The sequence below is a fragment of the Rhodococcus sp. Z13_19A genome (assembly GCF_058133575.1).
Genome location: NZ_JBYUNN010000001.1, coordinates 362,112 through 383,720 on the forward strand (window position 1 = coordinate 362,112; position 21,609 = coordinate 383,720).

The 21,609-nt window shown below is 73.9% G+C and carries 20 protein-coding genes; 7 read left to right on the forward strand and 13 right to left on the reverse strand.

Annotated features, from left to right (window positions below):
* Positions 1-10 precede the first annotated feature (10 nt).
* Genes AC3YNX_RS01635 through AC3YNX_RS01665 form a run of 7 tightly spaced genes read right to left on the reverse strand, consistent with a single transcriptional unit; the run spans position 11 to position 7,892 of the window.
* Positions 11-2,464 carry an NADH-quinone oxidoreductase subunit G gene (locus AC3YNX_RS01635; protein WP_489994399.1) on the reverse strand — a complete coding sequence of 818 codons (2,454 nt, stop codon included), beginning with the start codon at positions 2,462-2,464 and terminating at the stop codon, positions 11-13.
* Positions 2,461-3,786, reverse strand: a complete 1,326-nt coding sequence (gene nuoF, locus AC3YNX_RS01640; protein WP_489994400.1) for an NADH-quinone oxidoreductase subunit NuoF — start codon at positions 3,784-3,786, stop codon at positions 2,461-2,463. The genes AC3YNX_RS01635 and nuoF overlap by 4 nt, the downstream gene beginning before the upstream one ends.
* Positions 3,783-4,586: an NADH-quinone oxidoreductase subunit NuoE gene (nuoE, locus tag AC3YNX_RS01645; protein ID WP_489994401.1), complete on the reverse strand. Its 804-nt coding sequence runs from the start codon at positions 4,584-4,586 to the stop codon at positions 3,783-3,785. Before nuoE ends, nuoF begins: the two co-directional genes overlap by 4 nt.
* Positions 4,583-6,112 (reverse strand): NADH-quinone oxidoreductase subunit D, encoded by a 1,530-nt coding sequence (locus AC3YNX_RS01650; protein WP_489994402.1) that lies wholly within the window; start codon positions 6,110-6,112, stop codon positions 4,583-4,585. Before AC3YNX_RS01650 ends, nuoE begins: the two co-directional genes overlap by 4 nt.
* Positions 6,109-6,909: an NADH-quinone oxidoreductase subunit C gene (locus AC3YNX_RS01655; protein ID WP_489994403.1), complete on the reverse strand. Its 801-nt coding sequence runs from the start codon at positions 6,907-6,909 to the stop codon at positions 6,109-6,111. Before AC3YNX_RS01655 ends, AC3YNX_RS01650 begins: the two co-directional genes overlap by 4 nt.
* A complete protein-coding gene (locus tag AC3YNX_RS01660; protein WP_489981916.1) occupies positions 6,906-7,493 on the reverse strand; it encodes a NuoB/complex I 20 kDa subunit family protein in 588 nt (195 codons plus the stop codon). Before AC3YNX_RS01660 ends, AC3YNX_RS01655 begins: the two co-directional genes overlap by 4 nt.
* A 33-nt stretch (positions 7,494-7,526) precedes the next feature.
* The gene (locus AC3YNX_RS01665; protein WP_127784035.1) at positions 7,527-7,892 is read right to left on the reverse strand and encodes an NADH-quinone oxidoreductase subunit A; all 366 of its coding nucleotides are present in this window, start codon (positions 7,890-7,892) and stop codon (positions 7,527-7,529) included.
* A 185-nt stretch (positions 7,893-8,077) separates the two neighbouring features.
* Here AC3YNX_RS01665 and AC3YNX_RS01670 point away from each other — a divergent pair, with 185 nt between their 5' ends.
* Entirely contained in the window at positions 8,078-9,346 is a 1,269-nt protein-coding gene (locus AC3YNX_RS01670) for a geranylgeranyl reductase family protein (protein WP_489994404.1), read from the forward strand.
* A gap of 45 nt (positions 9,347-9,391) precedes the next feature.
* On the opposite strand, the gene qcrB is transcribed toward AC3YNX_RS01670, so the two are convergent.
* The 3 genes from qcrB to AC3YNX_RS01685 all read right to left on the reverse strand — a co-directional run bounded on the left by qcrB (position 9,392) and on the right by AC3YNX_RS01685 (position 12,487).
* Positions 9,392-11,071: a cytochrome bc1 complex cytochrome b subunit gene (gene qcrB / locus AC3YNX_RS01675; protein WP_127784037.1), complete on the reverse strand. Its 1,680-nt coding sequence runs from the start codon at positions 11,069-11,071 to the stop codon at positions 9,392-9,394.
* A 242-nt stretch (positions 11,072-11,313) separates the two neighbouring features.
* Positions 11,314-12,000 (reverse strand): demethylmenaquinone methyltransferase, encoded by a 687-nt coding sequence (locus tag AC3YNX_RS01680; RefSeq protein ID WP_489994405.1) that lies wholly within the window; start codon positions 11,998-12,000, stop codon positions 11,314-11,316.
* Positions 12,001-12,010: 10 nt separating this feature from the next.
* The gene (locus AC3YNX_RS01685; RefSeq protein WP_489994406.1) at positions 12,011-12,487 is read right to left on the reverse strand and encodes a DUF3592 domain-containing protein; all 477 of its coding nucleotides are present in this window, start codon (positions 12,485-12,487) and stop codon (positions 12,011-12,013) included.
* Between the two features lie 95 nt (positions 12,488-12,582).
* Between AC3YNX_RS01685 and AC3YNX_RS01690 the strand changes: the two genes are divergently transcribed.
* Positions 12,583-13,851, forward strand: coding sequence for an isochorismate synthase (locus tag AC3YNX_RS01690; RefSeq protein ID WP_489994407.1), 1,269 nt, complete (start codon positions 12,583-12,585; stop codon positions 13,849-13,851).
* A gap of 48 nt (positions 13,852-13,899) precedes the next feature.
* Here the strand turns inward: AC3YNX_RS01690 and AC3YNX_RS01695 are convergent, their stop codons facing one another.
* A complete protein-coding gene (locus AC3YNX_RS01695; RefSeq protein ID WP_489994408.1) occupies positions 13,900-14,475 on the reverse strand; it encodes a GAF domain-containing protein in 576 nt (191 codons plus the stop codon).
* Between the two features lie 72 nt (positions 14,476-14,547).
* Positions 14,548-16,230 (reverse strand): 2-succinyl-5-enolpyruvyl-6-hydroxy-3-cyclohexene-1-carboxylic-acid synthase, encoded by a 1,683-nt coding sequence (menD, locus tag AC3YNX_RS01700; protein ID WP_489994409.1) that lies wholly within the window; start codon positions 16,228-16,230, stop codon positions 14,548-14,550.
* Positions 16,231-16,286: 56 nt separating this feature from the next.
* On the opposite strand from menD, the gene AC3YNX_RS01705 reads away from it, so the two are divergent.
* Both AC3YNX_RS01705 and AC3YNX_RS01710 read left to right on the forward strand, forming a co-directional pair.
* Positions 16,287-16,907 carry a flavin reductase family protein gene (locus AC3YNX_RS01705; RefSeq protein ID WP_489994410.1) on the forward strand — a complete coding sequence of 207 codons (621 nt, stop codon included), beginning with the start codon at positions 16,287-16,289 and terminating at the stop codon, positions 16,905-16,907.
* Positions 16,908-16,954: 47 nt separating this feature from the next.
* Entirely contained in the window at positions 16,955-18,046 is a 1,092-nt protein-coding gene (locus tag AC3YNX_RS01710) for an AbrB family transcriptional regulator (RefSeq protein WP_489994411.1), read from the forward strand.
* On the opposite strand, the gene AC3YNX_RS01715 is transcribed toward AC3YNX_RS01710, so the two are convergent.
* Complete coding sequence (locus tag AC3YNX_RS01715) at positions 17,982-19,034, reverse strand: o-succinylbenzoate synthase (protein WP_489994412.1); 1,053 nt, start codon at positions 19,032-19,034, stop codon at positions 17,982-17,984. The two genes, AC3YNX_RS01710 and AC3YNX_RS01715, sit on opposite strands and share 65 nt — an antisense overlap.
* Positions 19,035-19,117: 83 nt before the next feature.
* Here AC3YNX_RS01715 and AC3YNX_RS01720 point away from each other — a divergent pair, with 83 nt between their 5' ends.
* The 3 genes from AC3YNX_RS01720 to menE are packed head-to-tail and all read left to right on the forward strand — an operon-like array spanning position 19,118 to position 21,595.
* A complete protein-coding gene (locus AC3YNX_RS01720; protein ID WP_489994413.1) occupies positions 19,118-20,011 on the forward strand; it encodes a 1,4-dihydroxy-2-naphthoyl-CoA synthase in 894 nt (297 codons plus the stop codon).
* Between the two features lie 40 nt (positions 20,012-20,051).
* Positions 20,052-20,438 carry a VOC family protein gene (locus tag AC3YNX_RS01725; RefSeq protein ID WP_489994414.1) on the forward strand — a complete coding sequence of 129 codons (387 nt, stop codon included), beginning with the start codon at positions 20,052-20,054 and terminating at the stop codon, positions 20,436-20,438.
* Between the two features lie 23 nt (positions 20,439-20,461).
* A complete protein-coding gene (gene menE, locus AC3YNX_RS01730) occupies positions 20,462-21,595 on the forward strand; it encodes an o-succinylbenzoate--CoA ligase (protein ID WP_489994964.1) in 1,134 nt (377 codons plus the stop codon).
* The last annotated feature ends 14 nt before the right edge of the window (positions 21,596-21,609 follow it).

The window sequence follows — 21,609 nt, forward strand, 5'->3', positions numbered from 1 at the left end:
TCCGCGCGGATCATGCCCGCAGCCCCTCGTGCGGCTCCCCGACCGGGGCGACCGCCACCGACACCACGTCACCGTGGCCGGAGCGCAGCCCGGTGCCACCCGGTATCCACACCACGCCGTCGACCACCTCCGCCAGCTCGACCGGCAGGGTGGCGCCACCGTGGCCGTCGGCCAGGGCCACCAGGTCACCGGCCAGCGCGCCGAGGCCGGCCGCGGTCGCGGGCGACATCACCGCACGGGCCGGGCGCCGGGTGCCGGCCAGCGCCGGCTCGTTCGACTGCAGGGCCGCGTCGTCCAGCAGCCGCCGCCAGGTGGCCAGCACCGCCTGGCCCACTCCCGGCCGGGCCGCGGGTCGGCTCGGCGCGTGCGGTGGCGGCGGAGCCTGGCCGTGGTGCGCCGCGCCCAGCCGGCGCAGCTCGCCGGCGGCGGCGGCGGGGGTCTGGGTGAACAGGTCCACGTCCATCTCCACGGCGAGGGTGTCCAGCACCCGGCAGTCCGGCAGCAGGGTGCTGCCGTCCACCGTGGTCTGGAAGGGGCGCTCGCGGCCCTCCCAGTCGAGGTAGGAGCCGGCCTTGTGCACCGCCGGCGCCACCGGCAGCACCACGTCCGCCCGCTCGGTGGCCTCGCTGCGGCGCAGCTCCAGGCTGACCACGAACTGCGCACCGTCCAGGGCGCGGCGGGCCAGCGCGGGATCGGGCAGGTCACCCAGCTCCACGCCGCCGACCACCAGCCCGGCCAGCTCACCGGCAGCGGCCGCGGCCAGCATGGCGCTGGTGTCGCGGCCGGGCTCGGGGGGCAGGGTGCCCGGGGCGAGCCGCCAGACCTGCTCGCAGTGCGCCCGGGCCGCGGGGTCGGTCACCGCGAAGCCGCCGGGCAGCAGGGTGGGCAGCGCCCCGGCCGCCAGCGCGCCCCGCTCACCGGCGCGCCGGGGCACCCAGGCCAGTCGCGCACCGGTGCGGGTGGCCAGGGCCAGCACGGCCGTCAGCAGGCCCGGCACCTCGGCGGCCCGCTCGCCCACCAGCAGCACCGCGCCGTCGGCGGACAGGCTCTGGCCCAGCTCGGTGTCCAGCTGCTCCAGGGCCGCCACCTCCCCGCCCGGCACCGCGGGCACCAGCCGGCCGCCGGTCTTGGCCACGGCGGGGCTGACCCAGGAGCCCAGGTGCGCCACCACGGCCTGGTGCTGGTGCACGGCCTTGCGCAGCCGCAGGAAGACGATGGGCGACTCCTCCTCCGGGTCGAGCGCCACGCACAGCACCGCGGGGGCGTGCTCGAGGTCGGCGTAGGTGACCCCGCCGGTGTCCGGCGTGCTGCCCACCACGTGCGCGGCCAGGAAGTCCTGCTCCTCGGCGGAGTGCCGGCGCGCGCGGAAGTCCACGTCGTTGCTGTGCAGGGCCAGGCGGGCGAACTTGGCGTAGGCGTAGGCGTCCTCGGTGGTGAGCCGACCACCGGCCAGGGTGCCCACCCCGCCGGAGTCCCGGGCGGCCAGCAGCCCCTCGGCCGCGGTGCGCAGGGCGTCGGTCCAGGACGCCTCGTGCAGCACGCCGTCAGTGCCGCGCACCAGCGGCACGGTGATGCGCTGGTCGTCGGTGAGGTAGCCGAAGCCGAAGCGGCCCTTGTCGCAGGTCCACTCCTCGTTCACCTCCGGGTCGGCCCCGGCCAGGCGGCGCTGCACCGTGCCGCGGCGCCAGTCGGTGCGCTGGGCGCAGCCGGACGCGCAGTGCTCGCACACCCCGGGCGTGGACATCAGGTCGAAGGGCCGCGAGCGGAACCGGTAGGAGGCGCTGGTGAGCGCACCCACCGGGCAGATCTGGATGGTGTTGCCGGAGAAGTAGCTGTGGAAGGGGTGCCCGCTGGCCGTGCCGATCTGCTGGTGGGCGCCGCGCTCGAGCAGGTCGATGAACGGGTCGCCGGCGATCTGCTCGGAGAAGCGGGTGCAGCGCTGGCAGAGCACGCAGCGCTCCCGGTCCAGCAGCACCTCGGTGGAGATGGGGACGGGCTTGGGGAAGGTGCGCTTGGTCTCGGTGAAGCGGGACTCGGTGCGCCCGTGGGCCATGGCCTGGTTCTGCAGCGGGCACTCCCCGCCCTTGTCGCAGACCGGGCAGTCCAGCGGGTGGTTGATCAGCAGCAGCTCCATGATCCCGGCCTGGGCCTTCTTGGCCACGTCCGAGCTGTGCTGGGTGCGCACCACCATCCCGTCGGCGACGGTCATGGTGCAGGAGGCCTGCGGCTTGGGCATGGGCCGCCCGCCCATCTCCACCTCCACCAGGCACTGCCGGCAGGCGCCCGCGGGATCGAGCAGCGGGTGGTCGCAGAAGCGCGGCACGATGATGCCGAGACGCTCGCAGGTGCGGATGATCAGCTCGCCCTTGGGCGCGTCGACCTGCGCACCGTCGATCTCCAGGCGGACGTGCCCCTCGGGCACCGGCGGTGGCTCGGCGGCGGGCTTGTCCTGCGCAACGGTCATCGGAGGGCTCCTGCCAGCTGCGGGTCTGGGGACGGGCCGCCGCCGGGCTGGGCGGCACACAGGTCGAGGAACTCCTGCCGGAAGTGCTTGATGCCGCTGGTGATCGGGCTGACGGCGCCGTCGGCCAGCGCGCAGAAGCTGCGGCCGAGGATGTTGTCGCACACGTCCAGCAGGGTGTCCACGTCCTCGGGGGTGCCTCGGCCGGCCACCATCCGGTGCAGCACCTGCTCCAGCCAGTAGGTGCCCTCCCGGCACGGGGTGCACTTGCCGCAGCTCTCGTGCTTGTAGAACTCGGTCCACTTCATCACCGCCCACGGCACGCTGACGGTCTCGTTGAACACCTGCACCGCGGTGGTGCCCAGGATGGTGCCCGCCTCCACCGCGCCCTCGAAGTCCAGCGGCACGTCCAGGTGCTCGGCGGTGAGCAGCGGGGTGGAAGAGCCGCCCGGCGTCCAGAACTTCAGCGGGATCCCGTCCTTCATCCCGCCGGCCAGCTCCAGCAGCTGGCGCAGCGTGGTGCCCATCGGCACCTCGTACTGGCCGGGCCGCTCCACGTGCCCGGACAGCGAGAAGATCTTGGGTCCCGGTGACTTCTCCCGACCCATGCTGCGGAACCAGTCGCTGCCGCCGTTGACGATGAACGGGATGGTGGCGATGGTCTCCACGTTGTTCACCACGGTGGGGCTGGCGTAGAGCCCGGAGGTGGCGGGGAAGGGCGGCTTGAGGCGGGGCTGGCCGCGACGGCCCTCCAGCGAGTCCAGCAGCGCCGTCTCCTCGCCGCAGATGTAGGCACCGGCGCCGGCGTGCACCACGATCTCCAGGTCGAAGCCCGAGCCCAGGATGTCGGTGCCCAGGTAGCCGGCGGCCCGGGCCTCGTTCACGGCGTGCTGCAGCCGCCGGATGCAGTGCAGCGCCTCCCCGCGCACGTAGATGGCGCAGAAGCTGGCCCGGATGGCGTAGCTGGTGATGATGGCGCCCTCGATCAGCGAGTGCGGGTCGGCCATCATCAGCGGGATGTCCTTGCAGGTGCCCGGCTCGCCCTCGTCCGCGTTGACCACCAGGTACTTGGGCTTGGCCGCGGGCCCGCTGAGCTGGCCGGGCGCGGCCTGCGGGATGAAGCCCCACTTCATCCCGGTGGGGAAGCCCGCCCCGCCGCGTCCGCGCAGCCCGGAGGCCTTGACCAGCTCGATCAGCTGGTCGGGCTCGGCGGCCAGCGCGGTGCGCAGGGCGGTGTAGCCGTCCAGCTCGGCGTAGGTCTGCAGCGTCCACGACCGCGGGGAGGACCAGCGGCGGGTGAGGACCGGGGTGAGCGGATCGGTCATGACTTCTTCTCCGGGACGGGAAGCGGTGGGACGCTCTCCGGCAGGGCGGGGGCCTGCCAGCCGTGCTCCTGGGCCTGCACCACGCCGCGCAGCGTCTCCGGGGCGGCGGACGGTCCGTGCAGCTCCGGGTCGCTGGTGAAGAACCCGGCCAGCTGCAGCTCGGCGTCGCGCAGGTCGGTCAGCGGGGCGCCCCGGCTCGGGTCGGGGCGCTGTCCGCTGCGCAGGGCCCGCACCAGCTCCAGCGCGGTCTGCGGCGTCTGGTTGTCGAAGTACTCGTAGTTCACCTGCAGCACCGGGCCCAGGTCGCAGGCGGCCAGGCACTCGGCGTGCTCCAGGGTGATCGATCCGGGCGCACCGGGAACGCCGGCCGTCTCCTCGTGGCCCAGCAGCGCCTCGTCCTGGCCCAGCTCGGTCTGCAGTGCCTTGTAGATGTCGTCGCCGCCGAGCACCGCGCACAAGGTGTTGGTGCACACGCTCACCAGGTGCTCGCCGCACGGACGCCGCTTGTACATCGTGTAGAAGGTGGCCACCGCGCGCACCTCGGCGGGGGTGAGGTGGAGGTGGTCGGCGCAGAAGGCGATGCCGTCGGGGCTGACCCAGCCCTGCACGCTCTGCACCAGGTGCAGCATCGGCAGCAGCGCCGAGCGGGCCTGCGGGTAGCGGGCGATGATCTCCTGCGCCCGGTCGTGGGTGAGCGCGTCGAAGGTCTCCCCGGTACCCGGATCCCCTGCGCCCGGATCCCCTGCGCCCGGATCCCGTGCGCCGGGGAACCCTGCCTCGTGCCGCTGCGCCTGGCTCATCGGTCCACTCCTCCCATCACCGGGTCGAGCGAGGCCACCGAGGCGATGACGTCGGCGACCAGGCCACCCTCGCTCATCGCGGGCATGGCCTGCAGGTTCACGAAGCTGGGATCGCGCACGTGGGCGCGCAGCGGCCGGGTGCCCCCGTCGGAGACCAGGTGCACGCCCAGCTCGCCGCGCGGGGACTCGATGGAGGTGTAGACCTGCCCCGGCGGCACCCGGAAGCCCTCGGTGACCAGCTTGAAGTGGTGGATCAGCGACTCCATGGACTGGCCCATGATCGTGCGGACGTGCTCCAGGGAGTTGCCCAGCCCGTCGCTGCCCACCGACAGCTGCGCGGGCCAGGCGATCTTGCGATCGGCCACCATCACCGGCTGGCCGGCGAGCCCGGCGAGGCGGTCGGTGGCCTGCTCCACCAGCTTGAGGCTCTCCCGCATCTCCTGCACCCGCAGCCGGTAGCGGGCGAAGCAGTCGGCCTCGGTGGCGGTGGGGACGTCGAACTCGTAGCTGTCGTAGCCGCAGTAGGGCTCGATCTTGCGCAGGTCCCAGGCCAGGCCGGCCGAGCGCAGCACCGGCCCGGTGACGCCCAGGGCCAGGCAGCCGTCCAGCGGCAGGTAGCCCACCCCTTCCAGCCGGTTGCGCCAGATCGGCTGGCCGGTGAGCAGGGTGTCGTACTCGGGCAGCCGGCGCCGCATCTCCACCAGGAACTCCGCCACCTTCTTCTCGAAGCCGGCGGGCAGGTCGCGGGCGATGCCGCCGGGGCGGACGAAGGCGTGGTTCATCCGCAGCCCGGTGAGCTCCTCCAGCAGGTGCAGCACCGTCTCCCGCTCGCGGAAGCCGAAGGTCATCGCGGTGGACGAGCCCAGCTCCATGCCGCCGGTGGCCAGGTACACCAGGTGCGAGGCGACGCGGTTGAGCTCCATCAGCAGCACCCGTGCCGCTTGCGCCCGCTCGGGCACCTCGATGCCCAGCAGCTTCTCCACCGCGAGGCAGTACGCGGTCTCGTTGAACAGCGGGGACAGGTAGTCCATGCGGGTGACGAAGGTGGTGCCCTGCGTCCAGGTGCGGGCCTCGATGTTCTTCTCGATGCCGGTGTGCAGGTAGCCGATCACCGAGCGCAGCTGGGTGACCGTCTCGCCCTCCAGCTCCAGCACCAGGCGCAGCACGCCGTGGGTGGACGGGTGCTGGGGGCCCATGTTGATGACGATGCGCTCGTCGGCGCCGATGTCGGAGTCGGCGGCCAGGTCGTCGGTGAAGGTGTCCCAGTCGGCCCCGGTGACGGTGTAGACGCGGCCCTCGGTGGTCTGGCGCTCCCCCGCCGGGCTGGGCTGCGGACCCTCGTCGGTGGCGGTGGTGGTGTGGGTGTCGTAGGTGGTGCTGGTGGCCGAGCCGTCCGCGCGGGACTGGCCGCCGCCGGAGTCGGGCACGGTGCCCTCCGCCGCCTGCCGGGTGTCCGCGCCGCCGGTGTCGGAGGCGCCGGGCCGGGTGGTGTCCCGCTCGGACTCGGAGCTCGTGTCCCGGCTCATGAGTACGCCCTCCGCTGCTCGGGCGGGGGGATCTCCGCACCCTTGTACTCCACGGGGATCCCGCCCAGGGGGTAGTCCTTGCGCTGCGGGTGCCCGGCCCAGTCGTCGGGCATGAGGATGCGGGTGAGCCCGGGGTGACCGTCGAAGACGATGCCGAACATGTCCCACACCTCCCGCTCCTGCCAGTCGGCGGTGGGGTAGACCTGCACCACGCTGGGCAGGTGCGGGTGCTCGCTCATTCCCCCGCTGCCGGGCACGTCCAGGGCCACCTCCAGGCGCACCCGGTGCCGGAAGGTCATCGACGTCAGGTGGTAGACCACGTGCAGCCGCTGGTCCACCGGCTGGTCCCCGTCGAACCCGTAGTCCACGCCGGACACCGACGAGCACAGCTCGAACCGCAGGGCGGGCTCGTCGCGCAGCACCCGGCACACCTCGAGCACCGTGTCCGGGCGCAGGTAGTAGGTGATCTCGCCGCGGTCGACCACCACCTGCTGCACCGCCTGGTCCAGCCCACGCTGCGCCAGCGCCGCCAGCAGGTCGTCGGTGACCTGGTCGAACCAGCCCCCGTAGGGCCGTTGCGCCGGCGCCGGGCTGTAGGCGGGCAGCCGCAGGCCGCCGTAGCCGGAGGTGTCCCCCGACCCACGGATGCCGAACATGCCCTGCCTGGCGCGGCCGGCCACCAGTCCCCCGCGCTCCTGCCGCTCCTCCTCGGCGCCGCCGCTGTGGCCGGAGGAGGCCAGGCCGCCGTGCTCGGCGACGTCGGTGGGCTCCGGCACACCCTGGCCGGGCGTGCTCACGGCTGTCCCTGGGTGGGCTGCTCGGCGGAGGCCCGGTAGCCCTTGGCGTAGCGCACCGAGGACGGCACCATCTCGGTGCTGCTGCCGCTGGCCAGCCGCTCGGCGGCGCGGACGGGGCCCAGCGGCTCGTCCATGATCGTGGCGTGCAGCTTGAGGATGGCGTCGATGAGCATCTCCGGGCGCGGCGGACAGCCCGGGAGGTAGATGTCCACCGGAACCACGTGGTCCACGCCCTGCACCACCGCGTAGTTGTTGAACATCCCGCCCGAGGAGGCACACACGCCCATGGCGATCACCCAGCGCGGCTCGGGCATCTGGTCGTAGATCTGGCGCAGGACCGGGGCCATCTTGTTGGTGACCCGGCCGGCCACGATCATCAGGTCGGCCTGGCGCGGGGTGGCGCTGAAGCGCTCCATCCCGAAGCGGGCCAGGTCGTAGCGGGAGCCGCCCACCGTCATCATCTCGATGGCGCAGCAGGCCAGCCCGAAGGTCGCCGGCCACACCGAGCTCTTGCGCGACCAGTTGACCAGCTTCTCCACGCTGGCCAGCACGATCCCGTTGGGCAGCTTCTCCTCAAGTCCCATGTTTGCCTCCGCCACTCTCAGGTCCGGCCACGGTCAGTTCCAGTCCAGCCCGCCGCGGCGCCACACGTAGGCGTAGGCGATGCCCACCGTGCCGATGAACAGGACCACCTCCACCACGCCGAAGAGCCCGATGGCATCGGCGGACACGGCGAACGGGTAGAGGAAGACCATCTCGATGTCGAAGAGGATGAACAGCATCGCGGTGAGGTAGTAGGCCACCGGCATGCGCCCGCCGCCGGCCACCGGCTGCGGCGAGGGCTCGATGCCGCACTCGTAGGAGTCGAGCTTGGCCCGGTTGTAGCGGCGGGGCCCGACGAACGGTGCCACCGCCACCGAGAAGAGCGCGAAGGCCGCCGCCAGCGCGGCCATGACGACGAGCGGGATGTAGGGATCGAGCATCGCCAACCGCCCCCTTTCGGCAGTGCCACCGAACCGTCGCCTCCGCAGAAGCGACGCTCACCACATGACGCACCTCACAGTACGCAGAGCATTCGCCCAGAACGCCAGTAGGGGTGATCTAAACCACATTCCGTGTCGCGGAGGCCCCATCTCGCCTGGTCGGGGGCGGGCAGGATACTGGTCCGATGCCAGATTCCGCAGCCCTTCCTCGCTCGACCGACGTGCTGGTGGTCGGCGCCGGACCCGCCGGCTCCGCCGCCGCCGCGTGGGCTGCCCGGGCCGGCACCGAGGTGGTGCTGGCCGACGCCGCCACCTTCCCGCGGGACAAGACGTGCGGGGACGGGCTCACCCCACGAGCCATCGCCGAGCTCGACCGGCTGGGGCTGGGCGAGTGGGTGGCCGCGCACGGCACCAACCGCGGGCTGCGGGCGGCCGGCTTCGGCCAGGAGCTGCTGCTGCCGTGGCCCGGCGGCTCGCTGCCCAGCCACGGCTCCGCGGTGCCCCGCACCGAGCTGGACGACCGGATCCGCGCCGTGGCGGTGGCCGACGGTGCCACCGAGCTGCAGGGCGCGCGGGCGGTGGACGTGGTGCGGGACGGGTCGCGGGTGTCGGGAGTGTGCTTCCGGCTGGCCGACGGGGCGACCCACGAGGTGTCCTGCCGGCGCCTGGTCGTCGCTGACGGCGCCCGCTCGCCGCTGGGCCGCGTGCTGGGTCGGCAGTGGCACCAGGAGACCGCCTACGGCGTGGCCGCCCGCAGCTACGTGCGCTCCGGGCGCAGCGACGACGAGTGGATCTCCTCGCACCTGGAGCTGCGCGACGCCGAGCACAACTTGCTCTCCGGCTACGGCTGGGTGTTCCCGCTGGGCAACGGCGAGGTGAACCTCGGGGTGGGCACCCTGGCCACCGCCAAGCGCCCCGCCGCCGTGCGGCTGCGGGCCCTGGTGGACCTCTACGCCGAGGCCCGGCGCGCGGACTGGGAGCTGGAGGGGCCGGTGCGCCACGTGGCGTCGGCGCTGCTGCCGATGGGCGGCGCGGTGTCCCACGTGGCCGGGGCCAACTGGGCGCTGATCGGCGACGCCGCCGGCTGCGTCAACCCGCTCAACGGCGAGGGCATCGACTACGGGCTGGAGACCGGCCGCCTGGTCGCCGACCTGCTCGGCGACACCGTCGACCTCTCCCTCGCCTGGCCGGCGCTGCTGCGCGGGCACTACGGCACCGCGTTCTCCATCGCCCGCCGGCTCGCCGGGCTGCTCACCCTGCCGCGGTTCCTGCCCGCCGCCGGACCGGTGGGCATGCGGTCCACCGCGCTGATGACCGCGGCGCTGCGGGTGATGGGCAACCTGGTGACCGACGAGGACCGCGACCTCACCGCGCGAGCGTGGCGGCTGGCCGGGCGCGCGTCGGTCCGGCTGGACGCCCGGCCGCCCTTCCCGGCTGCCGACCTGCGGCGCTGACCGGACAGCGGCTCCCCGGGGTCACTCGCGGGGCTCGGTGCCGCCTCACTCGCGGGGCTCGGACGGTCTCCCTCCGCCCGCCTCCGGGATGCCCGACAGCTCCTCCTGCTCCTCGCGACGGGACGCCCGCTCGGAGTGCATCACCTGGTCCTGCTCGTCGGTGGGGTCCGGCGTGAACAGGGTGCCCGGCACCGGCACGCCGGCCATGCCCAGCTTGTTCATCCGCTTGGGCACCGGCGCTCCCTGGTACTCCAGCGGAACCGGGTGCCCGGAGCGGTCCACCTCGCCGAGCGGCTGGTGCACCTCCACGAACGCGCCGTTGGTGTCCCGCCGGATGATGCCGGTCTCCACCCCGTGCTGCAGCACCTCCAGGTCGGAGCGCTGCAGCCCCACGCAGTAGCGGTAGGTGATCCAGTAGGCCACCGGCGGCACCACGAGCAGCCCGATGCGGCCGGCCCAGATCAGCGCGTTGATGGACATGTCGAACTTCAGCGCGATGATGTCGTTGGCGCCGGAGAGCAGCAGCACCACGTAGAAGGCCACGGCCATCGCCCCCAGCGCGGTGCGGACAGGGGCGTCCCGCGGTCGCTGCAGCAGGTTGTGCGGCAGGTTGTCGGGATGGGCGAGCCGGCGCTCGATCCACGGGTAGGCGAACATCAGCCCGAGGACCACGCCCAGCAGCAGCGCGACGAAGAACGGCTGCGGAATGGTGTAGCTGCCCAGGTAGATCTCCCACGGCGGGAAGACGCGCGCCGCCCCGTCGGTGAAGCCCATGTACCAGTCGGGCTGCGAGCCGGCGGAGACCTGTGACGGGTCGTAGGGCCCCAGGTTCCAGATCGGGTTGATCTGCAGCAGGCCGCCCATGCCGGCGAGCACGCCGAACACGATGCCGAACCACCCACCGCCGCTCAGCGCGAACAGCGGCACGATGCGCACCCCCACCACGTTCTTCTCCGAGGCGCCGACCCCGGGGAACTGGGTGTGCTTCTGGTACCAGACCAGTGCCAGGTGCGCGGCGATGAGGGCCAGCAGGATGCCCGGGATGAGCAGCACGTGGGCGATGTAGAAGCGGTCGATGATGATGGTGCCGGGGAACTCGCCGTCGAAGACCAGCCACTGCACCCAGGTGCCGATCACCGGGATGGACAGCATGATGGCTCCGGCGATCCGCAGGCCCGTGCCGGAGAGCAGGTCGTCGGGCAGGGAGTAGCCGGCGAAGCCCTCCACGATGCCCAGGACCAGCAGCAGCGACCCGATGACCCAGTTGGCCTCGCGAGGCTTGCGGAACGCGCCGGTGAAGAAGATCCGCAGCAGGTGCACCACCATGGCGGCCAGGAACAGCAGCGCCGCCCAGTGGTGGATCTGGCGCATGAACAACCCGCCACGCACGTCGAAGGAGATGTTCAGCGCGGTCTCGTACGCCCGCGACATCTCCACCCCGCGCAGCGGGCCGTACACCCCGTCGTAGGTGACCTCCGCCATCGATGGGTCGAAGAAGAACGACAGGTACACCCCGCTCAGCAGCAAGATGATGAAGCTGTACAGCGCCATCTCGCCGAGCAGGAACGACCAGTGGTGCGGGAAGACCTTGTTGATCTGCCGGCGCATCCCGCCGGCGAGGTGGTAGCGCTCGTCGGTCCAGGTGGCCTGGGCGGCGAGGCGACGCTGGGCCTTGGACTCGCCCTGATCAGCGTGGGCGCGGTCGGTCGTGGCGCGGTTGGTCATGGTGCGGCTCCTGAAAGCAGGTTCACCCGGCAAAGCTGCGCCGCCGACCACGCGCTGTTGCGCTGCTGGACCCGCCAGCGACCACTCCACGGTAACCCCGGCCCACGGCCAGGCGCCGGGTGAGAAATCACGCCTGACCTGGGCGGCTGCACCTCTCAACCATCCCGCAACCGGACAGCGAGGTCGCTACCGCCCGGCAGGGCTGAGACCGCGCGCGCAGCGTGCGCAGCCGGTTCGGACCGCTAGGGCTTGACCGCGCGGTGCAGCGCCACGATGCCGCCGGTGAGGTTGCGCCACGCCACCGAGCCCCAGCCGGCGGCCTGGATCTGCGCCGCCAGCTCGGCCTGGTGGGGCCACTCCCGGATCGACTCCGCCAGGTAGACGTAGGCATCGGGGTTGCTGCTCACCGTGCGGGCCACCGCAGGCAGCGCGCGCATCAGGTACTCCAGGTACAGGGTGCGAAACGGCGTCCAGGTGGGGGTGGAGAACTCGCAGATGACCAGCCGCCCGCCGGGCTTGGTCACCCGGGCCAGCTCGGCCAGGCCCTGCTCGTGCGCCACCACGTTGCGCAGCCCGAAGGAGATGGTGACCGCGTCGAAGACCTCGTCGGTGTAGGGCAGGTGCAGCGCGTCGCCGGCGACCATCGGAACGCCCCGGGAGGCACCGGCCCGGAGCATGCCCTGGGAGAAGTCGGTGGCCACGCACCAGGCGCCGGAGCGGGCCAGCTCCACCGTGGACACTCCGGTCCCCGCGGCCAGGTCCAGCACCAGCTCGCCCGGCTGGGGCGCGAGGGCCTCCCGGGTCAGGCGGCGCCAGCGGCGGTCCTGGGCGAAGGAGAGCACCGAGTTGGTGAGGTCGTAGCGCTTGGCGACGCCGTCGAACATCACCGCCACGTCGCGCGGATTCTTGTCGAGCCCAGCTCTTGCCACCCCGGAGACGTTACCTGGGGTCGGTGCGGCCGGAGCCGCCAGAGGGACCTGTGCCGGAGTGCAAGGCACTGTTGCCCGGACCGGCGACGCGGCGCAGCACCAGCAGCAGTCCCCCGGCCACGCCCCACGCCAGCACCACCAACGAGCCCGCGGGCAGCAGGGCCAGGCCGGCGTTGCGTCCGGCCACCCGCACCAGGTCGGGGTCCGCCAGGGAGTACTCCACGTCGATGCGCTGGCCGGCGGACAGGCCCGTGGGGTAGAGCACGCCCAGCTTGGGGCTGTGGGTGACACCGTCGGGGGTGATGAAGCTGATGGCCGCGAACACCGGGGTGACCGAGAGCACGTCCGCGGTGGCCCGTCCCTCGTCCCGGCCGATGGTGACGTCGTTGCGCACGGCACCGGCGACCATCAGCACGGCCATGGCCGTCACCGCCAGAGCCAGCACGACGATGGTGCGGCGCAGGCGCGTCAGGGTCCGGTTGCTCACGAGGGGCGAGAGTAACCGGCTGTGGTCGCGCAGGTCGGGGGCGGCGGCTCGGGGCGGGGGCAACATCACGCGTGGGCGACTCCTACGCTGAACCGGTGATTCCTGCCCCCGATGCGCCCGCACGGCTGATGGTGGTGCGCACCCGGCTGCTGCCGAGCTTCCGCGGGGACCTCCTCGACCTGCTGCCCACGCCCGACGGCGTGTGCGCGTGGGTGCGTGACGGCGACGGCCTGGTCGGCTGGGGCGAGGCGGCGCGGGTGCAGACCTTCGGCGCCGCCCGATACCGCGACGCCGCGCAGTGGTGGCAGCAGCTGTGCGCCCGTGCCCAGGTGCGCGACGAGGTGGGCGCCCCGGGCTCCGGGCTGGTGGCGTTCGCCTCGATGGCCTTCTCCGACTCCCCTGGCAGCTCCGCGCTGGTGGTGCCCCAGGTGGTGGTGGGCCGCCGGCACGGACGCACCTGGATCACCGAGATCGACGCCGGCGCAGGAGCGCCCGGGGTGGACGCGGTGTCCGCGGCCGGCCCGGTGGTGCCCGTCACGGCGCCGCGCGGGCTGCACCAGCCCGCCGGCACCGACTCCGTGGTCCGCTGGCGGGGCGCGGTGGCCGAGGCGGTGCGGCGCATCCGCGGCGGTGAGCTGCAGAAGGTGGTGCTGGCCCGCGACCTGCACCTGCAGGCCGCCGCGCCGCTGGACTCCCGCTACGTGCTGGCGCGGCTGGCCCGGAGCTACCCGCAGTGCTGGACCTTCGCCGTGGACGGGCTGGTCGGCGCCACGCCCGAGCTGCTGGTCCGCCTGCAGGGCGAGGAGGTGTCCTCCCGGGTGCTGGCGGGCACCACCTGGCCGCGCCCGGACAGCACCAGCGCCGAGCTGGCCGCCGAGCTGCTGGCCTCGCCCAAGAACACCAGCGAGCACCGGTACGCGGTGACCTCGCTGCTCGAGTCGCTGCGCTCGGTGTGCACCGAGGTGCAGGCCGACGACGTGCAGGTGCTGCAGCTGCCCAACGTGGCGCACCTGTCCACCACCGTGCGGGCGCGGCTGGCCCGCCCCGGGGCCGGTGTGCTGGAGCTGGCCGAGGCCCTGCACCCCACCGCTGCGGTGGGCGGCACCCCCACCAGCGCGGCCACCGCGCTGATCGCTGAGCTGGAGGACATGGACCGCGGCCGCTACGCCGCCCCGGTCGGCTGGGTGGATGCCGCGGGCAACGGTGAGCTGGGACTGGCCCTGCGCAGCGCGGAGATCGTGGGGCCCCGCGCACGGCTGTTCGCCGGCGGCGGGATCGTGGCCGAGTCCGATCCCGACGACGAGGTCAACGAGACCGACGCCAAGCTCTCCGCGGTGCGCGACGCGCTGCAGGCGGAGCAGTAGCCCGGCCCGCACCGTGCAGACCCGGCCCGCGGGGGCTGAAGCCCGGGGCTACAGCGTGTCCTTGAGCAGGTCGGCCGCGGGGAAGGGCACCGGCAGCGGTGTCTTGGCCGGGGGCACCCCCTCCAGCGCGGTGGCCAGCACCTGGCCGCCGAAGCGCACCAGCCCCAGCTGCCGCCGCAGGTTGGGCGACTGGGCGCGACGGGCGTAGCCGCACAGGGTGCCGTAGAGCGTCTGGTCGGCACGCCGCACCGGCACCCCCACGTACGCACCGGGCATCCCCATCCGCTCCAGCCCCAGCCGGGTCAGCTCCTCGCGCAGCACCACGTACTCGGGCACGGCGGAGACCACCGAGGCGACCTGTGGGGCCTCGCCGGCCACCATGACCCGACAGAAGGTGGCTCCCCAGGGAAGCGACATGCCGGGGCGCACCAGACCCTCCGGGTAGACCGCGACGGTGGTGTGGATGTCACCGTCCAGGCGGTTGAGCATCCAGACGTCGAGGCCGACGTTCTCGCGCAGCATGGTCAGGACGTCGGTGGCGGTCTCGGCGACGTTCTCCCAGGGTCGGACGTCGACTGCGGCGATCCGGGTGCGCGGGGTGACGGGAGCGGTGCTGCTCTTCACGGGGCTCTCCAACTGCTTGGGTGCCCCTCCCAGTCTCACCGCAATCTCACGACCGTGCCACCCCCGGGCGGTTCACGTGGTCGGAACGCGCAACCGGCTGTGCAGGACGCGAAGGTCGGTCCGCGTGGTGGCCACCTCCAGCACACGCAGCCTGGGCGAGCTCACCCCTCGGGGCGCCTCGACCAGCTCCGCAGCCAGCTCCACCAGGTCCACCCGGCGATGGGCCACCCCGTGCGCGGCGCACAGCGCACCCAGGTCGGTGCCGTGCGCAGTACCGAAGACCCGCTCGAAGGCACCGGCGTGCTCGGGCGCACCCTGCTCCAGCAGCCCGAAGATGCCGCCGCCGTCGTCGTTGGGCACCACGATGGTCAGGTCGGCGCGCGGCTCCTGCGGCCCGGCGAGCAGCCCCCCGCTGTCGTGCAGGAAGGTCAGGTCACCCATCAGCGCCACGGTGCGCGAGCCCGGCACGTGGTGGCCCGCGGCGTGGGCCAGCGCAGCCCCGAGAGCGGTGGACACCGTGCCGTCGATGCCGGCCACCCCGCGGTTGGCCAGCACCCGCACCCCCGGCTTGGGCAGCCCCGCGTAGGCGGCGTCGCGCACCGGGTTGGACGAGCCCAGCACCAGCAGGTCGCCCGAGCGCAGGCTGTCGGCCACCACCCGGGCCACGTGCAGTCCGGTGGCGGAGCCGGCCGCCAGCCAGGTCGTCAGCTGCTGCGCCACGTGCTGCTCGGCCGCGCTGGAGGCGCGGGCCCAGCCCTGCGTCCACTCCTGGCTGGGCGCGCCGCGAGCCACCACCCGCGTGCCCACCGAGCGAGCGGTGCCGGCGACGTCGGTCCACGCGGTGCCCTGGGTGACCACGTGCACCGCGACGTCGTCAGCGCCGAGCAGGCTCAGCACCGGGCGGTGCAGGGTGGGCCGGCCGGTGACCACCACCTGCTGCGGGCGCAGCCGTGCCGTCGCGCCGAGCGCCAGCGGGTGCACCGGCAGCACCGGGGCGGGCGCGGAGGGCTCGGCCACCGTGGGCACCGCGGCCAGCTCGGGCAGCGCCACGGCCCCGTCGCCGGCCACCACCAGGGTGGGCACGGACAGGTCCACCTCCACCGGGGCGTCCACCCGGGCCGGGGCCACCGCCGACCAGGGCCCGCCGTCGGCGCGACCGGGCCAGGGCACCGGGCCCAGCGGCCCGTCCGGCACCAGCGGCTCGCGCAGGCCCACGTTGAGGTGCACCGGTCCGGCGTTGCCGTCGCGGGCGCCGGTGGCCGCGGCGAGCACACGGCACACCGCCGAGCGCCAGCGCGCGTTCTGCCCCGCCTCGTGCTGGGGGCCCGGGTTGTCGGTGGCCGGGCTCAGCGTCACCCCGAGGCGCACCGTGTCGCCGAACATCGCGTCCTGGCGCACGGTCTGGTTGGCCCCGGTGCCCAGCAGCTCCGGCGGCCGGTCGGCGCTGAGCACCACCAGCGGCACCCGGGAGTGCGAGGCCTCCAGCACCGCCGGGTGCAGATTGGCCACCGCAGTGCCGGAGGTGGTGCACACCGGCACCGGGGTGGCCGATGCGCGGGCCAGGCCCAGGGCGAGGAAGCCGGCGCTGCGCTCGTCGATGCGCACGTGCAGCCGCAGCTGCCCGGCGCGGTCGGCCTCGTGCAGCGCGTAGGACAGCGGGGCGTTGCGCGAGCCGGGACACAGCACCGCCTCGCGCACGCCGCCACGCACCAGCTCGTCCACGAGCACCTGAGCCTGCACGGAAGACGGATTCACACCAGAGAGACTGGCAGAGATGGCTGGGGGCTCTGCGACGTGGCAGCGTTAGCCGGGTGCGAACCGACTTCGATCCCGCCGAGACGGGCACCAGACGCTTCTACCAGCTGATGACCTCGGTGGTCGTGCCCCGGCCCATCGCCTGGGTGTCCACCCGGTCCGCGGCGGGCGTGGACAACCTGGCTCCGCACAGCTTCTTCACCGTCGCCGGGGTGGCACCGCCGGTGGTGCAGTTCACCTCCGTGGGGCGCAAGGACAGCCTGCGCAACATCGAGGCCACCGGTGAGTTCGTGGTGTGCCTGACCCCCGAGCCACTGTTCGAGCAGGTCAACGCCACCGGTACCGACTTCGACGACGACACCAGCGAGTTCGACACGGTGGGCCTGGTCCGCGAGCCCAGCCGCACCGTGGCCCCGCCGCGGGTGGCCTCCTCACCGGTGGCGCTGGAGTGCCGGCTGCGGCAGGTGGTGGAGGTGGGCAGCTGCTTCCTGGTGCTGGGCGACGTGCTGCACGCCGCGGTGCACACCGAGACCCTGGGCGAGGACGGGTTGCCCACGCTGGACCGGCTGGCGCCGCTGAGCCGGCTGGGCCGCGACGAGTGGGGGGAACCGCCGCAGGTCCGCGAGATCACCCGCATCCCCGTGGAGCAGTGGCCGGGCCACTACCGGAAGGGGTGATGCCCCGCCGCGGGCAGCAGGGGTCCGCTCCAGCACGCTGGTGGGCGGTGATCCGGCGCTGGCTGCCGCTGGCCGTGGCGACGGCTGCGGTGGTGGCGGGCCTGGCGCTGCTGGGGGTGCCGTCGCCGGCGCTGGTGGGAGCGCTGCTGGTGGGCATCGTCTTCGCCCTCAGCGGGCACGCCCCCGCCCCGGTGCCGTCCTGGGCGATGCGCGGGGCCCAGGCCGTGCTCGGCGTGGTGATCGGCGCGCTGGTGCGCAGCGACACCTTGGTGGCGGTGGGCCACTCCTGGCTGCCGGTGCTCGGGGTGAGCCTGGCCACCCTGGCGCTGAGCGTGGGCGGCGGGCTGCTGCTGGGGCTGCACCGCGACGTGGACCCGCTCACCGGGTCGCTGGCGCTCACCGCCGGCGGCGCCTCCGGGCTCACCGCGATCAGCCGGGAGCTGGGCGCCGACGACCGGGTGGTGGCCGTGGTGCAGTACCTGCGGGTGGTGCTGGTGATCGCGCTGATGCCGCTGGCCGTCGCGGTGGTGTTCCACCCCGGTGGTGGCGCCCAGCCGGAGGCTGCCGCAGGTGCCGCCTGGTACCTGGACGTGGTGTTCCTGGTGGTGTGCTGCGCGGTGGGGCTGCCGCTGGGTCGGCTGGCGCACCTGCCGGCGGGTGCGCTGCTGGGCCCGCTGGCCGTGGCTGCGGTGCTCACGGTGGCCGGCTGGTCGTTCGACGCCACCGCCCCGGCCGCGCTGGCGGTGCTGGCCTACGTGGTGATCGGCCTGCAGGCGGGCCTGCGCTTCACCCGGCAGAGCCTGCAGCAGATCCGGCGCATCCTGCCGCTGGCGATGCTGCTCATCGGGGTGGCGCTGCTGGCGTGCGCGGCGCTGGGTGCCCTGCTGGCCGAGCTGGCCGGGGTCAGCCAGCTCACCGGCTACCTGGCCACCACCCCTGGCGGGCTCTACGCGGTGCTGGCCACCGCGCGCGACGGCGGGGTGGACGTCACCTTCGTCCTCGCCGTGCAGGTGGTGCGGGTGGTGCTCATGCTCGCCGTCGCTCCGGCCCTGGCTCGGGGGCTCGCGCGGCTGCTCAGGCCAGGCCCGGCGGGGGCCACGCCGGGTGGCCCGCCGCCAGCCGGGCGTGGGCGCGACTGATCCGCTCCCGCCACCAGTGCTCGCGGTCGGGGGCCACCGCCAGCGCCTGCAGCCGGTCGAGGTCGGGGTGCACCGAGCGCACCGGTAGCACCCCGCCCACCGGGCGCACCGGCGCGGTGACGTCCTCGGTGAGCAGTCCGCCGGTGGCCAGCCCGCAGGCGTGCTCCAGGTCCGGCAGCGCCGCCGCCGCCGCCAGGCCGGCGCCGATGCCCACCGCGGAGTCCAGCGCGCTGGAGACCACCACCGGCAGCCCGTGCTCGCGCCGCAGCACCCTCGCCAGGGCCAGCACCCGCCGCATCCCGCCCAGCGGCGGCACCTTGAGCACGGCCACGTCGGCCGCGCCGGCCTGCGCCACCCGCAGCGGGTCCTCGGCCCGGCGGATGCTCTCGTCGGCAGCCACCGGCACGTCGGCACCGGCCGCGCGCAGGCGCACCCGCAGGTCGGCCAGCTCCGCCACACTGGCGCAGGGCTGCTCGGCGTACTCCAGCGGACCCTGCTCGTGCAGCGCCACCAGTGCGCCCAGCGCCTCGTGCGGAGCCCAGCCGCCGTTGGCGTCCACCCGCACGGTGGGCACCAGCCGGCGCACCGCCGCCACCCGGGCCAGGTCGTCGGCCAGGGCCTGCCCGCGCTCGGCCACCTTGACCTTGGCGGTGGTGCAGCCGGGGAAGCGCGCGAGCACCGCGGGCACCTGCTCGGCCGGCACCGCGGGGACGGTGGCGTTGACCGTCACCTGCTCGCGCAGCGCCGGCGGCGGGCCCCACCACGCGGACTCCAGGGCGGCGGCCAGCCACCACGCCGACTCCGCGTCGTCGTACTCGGTGAACGGGGCGAACTCCCCCCAGCCAGCGGGCCCGCGCAGCAGCGACACCTCCCGCACATCGATCCCGCGGAAGCGCACCTGCAGCGGCAGCGCCACCACGTGCAGCTGCGCGACCACCTCGTCCAGGCTGGGCAGTGGCACGGCACTCGGAGAGACGGCGCTCGACATGCCCCTCATCCTGCCCATCCGGCGGCGCTGACGGGTGCTGTGGGCCGGAAACCCGGCGGCGGCCCCGAACTAGGGTGATGCCCATGACCTTCGACCCCAGCGTGTGGCGCACGGTGCCCGGCTTCGACAACCTCACCGACATCACCTACCACCGGCACGTCACCGACGGGACCGTCCGCGTCGCCTTCGACCGGCCCGAGGTGCGCAACGCCTTCCGGCCGCACACCGTGGACGAGCTCTACCGCGCCCTGGACCACGCCCGGATGACCTCCGACGTGGGCTGCGTGCTGCTCACCGGCAACGGCCCCAGCCCCAAGGACGGCGGGTGGGCGTTCTGCTCCGGCGGCGACCAGCGCATCCGGGGCCGCAGCGGCTACCAGTACGCCGGCGGTGACACCGCGGAGACGGTGGACCCCGCCCGCGCCGGCCGGCTGCACATCCTGGAGGTGCAGCGGCTCATCCGCTTCATGCCCAAGGTGGTCATCGCGGTGGTCAACGGCTGGGCAGCCGGCGGCGGGCACAGCCTGCACGTGGTGTGCGACCTGACGCTGGCCAGCCGCGAGCACGCCCGGTTCAAGCAGACCGATGCCGACGTGGGCAGCTTCGACGGCGGCTACGGCTCGGCGTACCTGGCCAAGCTGGTGGGGCAGAAGAACGCGCGGGAGATCTTCCACCTGGGGCGGGCCTACACCGGTGAGCAGATGCAGCGGATGGGCGCGGTGAACGAGGTGGTCGACCACGCCGAGCTGGAGGCCACCGCCATCCAGTGGGGCGCGGAGATCAACGGCAAGTCCCCCACCGCGCAGCGGATGCTGAAGTACGCCTTCAACCTTCCCGACGACGGGTTGGTGGGCCAGCAGCTCTTCGCCGGCGAGGCCACCCGGCTCGCCTACATGACCGACGAGGCCGTGGAGGGCCGGGACTCCTTCCTGGAGAAGCGCGACCCGGACTGGTCGCCCTACCCCTGGTACTTCTGAGCACCCCGACACCGCTCACCACCTGAAAGGTGTTGCCGTAGTGGAGATCCTGAACAGCCGCATCATCCTGCGCCCGGCCGACCCGGAGGCGTCGGTGCGCTTCTACCGCGACACCCTGGGCCTGGCCATCGGCCGGGAGTTTCCCGGCGGCACGGTGTTCTACCTGGGCCAGGGCCTGCTGGAGGTCTCCGGGCACGGCTCGGACACCGACAGGCAAGGCTCGGCCAGCACGGTGGTGTGGCTGCAGGTGCGTGACCTGGCCGCCACGGCCGCCGAGCTGGCCGAGAAGGGGGTGACCATCGACCGCGAGCCCCGGCAGGAGCCGTGGGGGCTGCACGAGATGTGGGTGAGCGACCCCGACGGGGTACGCCTGGTCTTCGTCGAGGTTCCCGCCGACCACCCGCTGCGGCGCGACACCCGCTCGTGACCCACCCGCTGCGGGCGCTGCCGATGCCCGCCGGCGAGCAGGTGCTCGACCTGCTGCCGGTGCTGGCCGCGGCGCTGCAGGGTGCCGGCCCCGCCTGGCTGCCCGTCCCCGCCGGCGACGCGCGGGAGACCGCCCGGCTGGCCGGGGCGCTGGCGGTGGACACCCCCATCGCCGAGGAGGTGGCGCTGGTGATGGCCACCTCCGGCTCCACCGGCACCCCCAAGGGCGCGATGCTCTCCGCCGCCGCGCTGCGAGCCAGCGGGGAGGCCACCCACGAGCGCCTGGGCGGGCCGGGCTCGTGGCTGCTGGCCCTGGCCCCGCACCACGTGGCCGGCATGCAGGTGCTGCTGCGCTCCGTGCTGGCCGGCACCACCCCCACCGTGCTGCCCACCGCCGACGGCTTCGACCCCGCGCTGCTGCCCGCCGCGGTCGCCGCCATGGGCCCCGGGCGTCGCTACACCTCCCTGGTGCCCACCCAGCTGGTGCGAGCGCTGGAGCACCCCGAGGCCACCGCTGCGCTGGCCGAGCTGGACGCGCTGCTGCTGGGCGGTGCCGCCACTCCCCCGGCGCTGCGCGCCGCCGCCGAGCAGGCGGGCATCGCCGTGGTGCTCACCTACGGGATGAGCGAGACCTGCGGGGGGTGCGTCTACGACGGCGTGCCGCTGGACGGCGTGCGGGTGCGCATCGAGGACGGCCGGGTGCTGCTGGGCGGTGCCCCGCTGGCCCTGGGCTATCGCAACCAGCCCGACCATCCCGCCTTCGCCGAGCCCGGCTGGTTCCGCACCGACGACGCGGGCACCGTCACCGACGGGGTGCTCACCGTGCACGGACGCCTGGACGACGCCATCACCACCGGCGGGCTCACCGTGCTGCCCCAGGTGGTGGAGGCGGCGCTGGCCACCCACCCGAACGTTCGCGAGTGCGCCGTGGTGGGCGTGGCCGACGAGCAGTGGGGCCAGCGGGTGGTGGCGGTGGTGGTGCCGCACAACCCGGCCGCCGCGCCCACCCTGGCCGAGGTGCGCGCCCACGTGGCGTTGACGCTGGACCCCACCGCCGCCCCCAAGCAGCTGCACCTGGTGGACACGCTGCCGCTGCGCGGGCCCGGCAAGGTGGACCGGCGCGGCCTCGCCGACCAGCTGGGAGCGACCGAGCACTAGCCCCCAGGCGGGCA

Bases quoted from the DNA above. Each gene is read 5' to 3' on its own strand.
- AC3YNX_RS01635 (WP_489994399.1), bottom strand. From the start codon at position 2,464: ATGACCGTTGCGCAGGACAAGCCCGCCGCCGAGCCACCGCCGGTGCCC.
- nuoF (WP_489994400.1), bottom strand. From the start codon at position 3,786: ATGACCGATCCGCTCACCCCGGTCCTCACCCGCCGCTGGTCCTCCCCG.
- nuoE (WP_489994401.1), bottom strand. From the start codon at position 4,586: ATGAGCCAGGCGCAGCGGCACGAGGCAGGGTTCCCCGGCGCACGGGAT.
- AC3YNX_RS01650 (WP_489994402.1), bottom strand. From the start codon at position 6,112: ATGAGCCGGGACACGAGCTCCGAGTCCGAGCGGGACACCACCCGGCCC.
- AC3YNX_RS01660 (WP_489981916.1), bottom strand. From the start codon at position 7,493: ATGGGACTTGAGGAGAAGCTGCCCAACGGGATCGTGCTGGCCAGCGTG.
- AC3YNX_RS01665 (WP_127784035.1), bottom strand. From the start codon at position 7,892: ATGCTCGATCCCTACATCCCGCTCGTCGTCATGGCCGCGCTGGCGGCG.
- AC3YNX_RS01670 (WP_489994404.1), top strand. From the start codon at position 8,078: ATGCCAGATTCCGCAGCCCTTCCTCGCTCGACCGACGTGCTGGTGGTC.
- qcrB (WP_127784037.1), bottom strand. From the start codon at position 11,071: ATGACCAACCGCGCCACGACCGACCGCGCCCACGCTGATCAGGGCGAG.
- AC3YNX_RS01715 (WP_489994412.1), bottom strand. From the start codon at position 19,034: ATGTCGAGCGCCGTCTCTCCGAGTGCCGTGCCACTGCCCAGCCTGGAC.
- AC3YNX_RS01720 (WP_489994413.1), top strand. From the start codon at position 19,118: ATGACCTTCGACCCCAGCGTGTGGCGCACGGTGCCCGGCTTCGACAAC.
- menE (WP_489994964.1), top strand. From the start codon at position 20,462: ATGCCCGCCGGCGAGCAGGTGCTCGACCTGCTGCCGGTGCTGGCCGCG.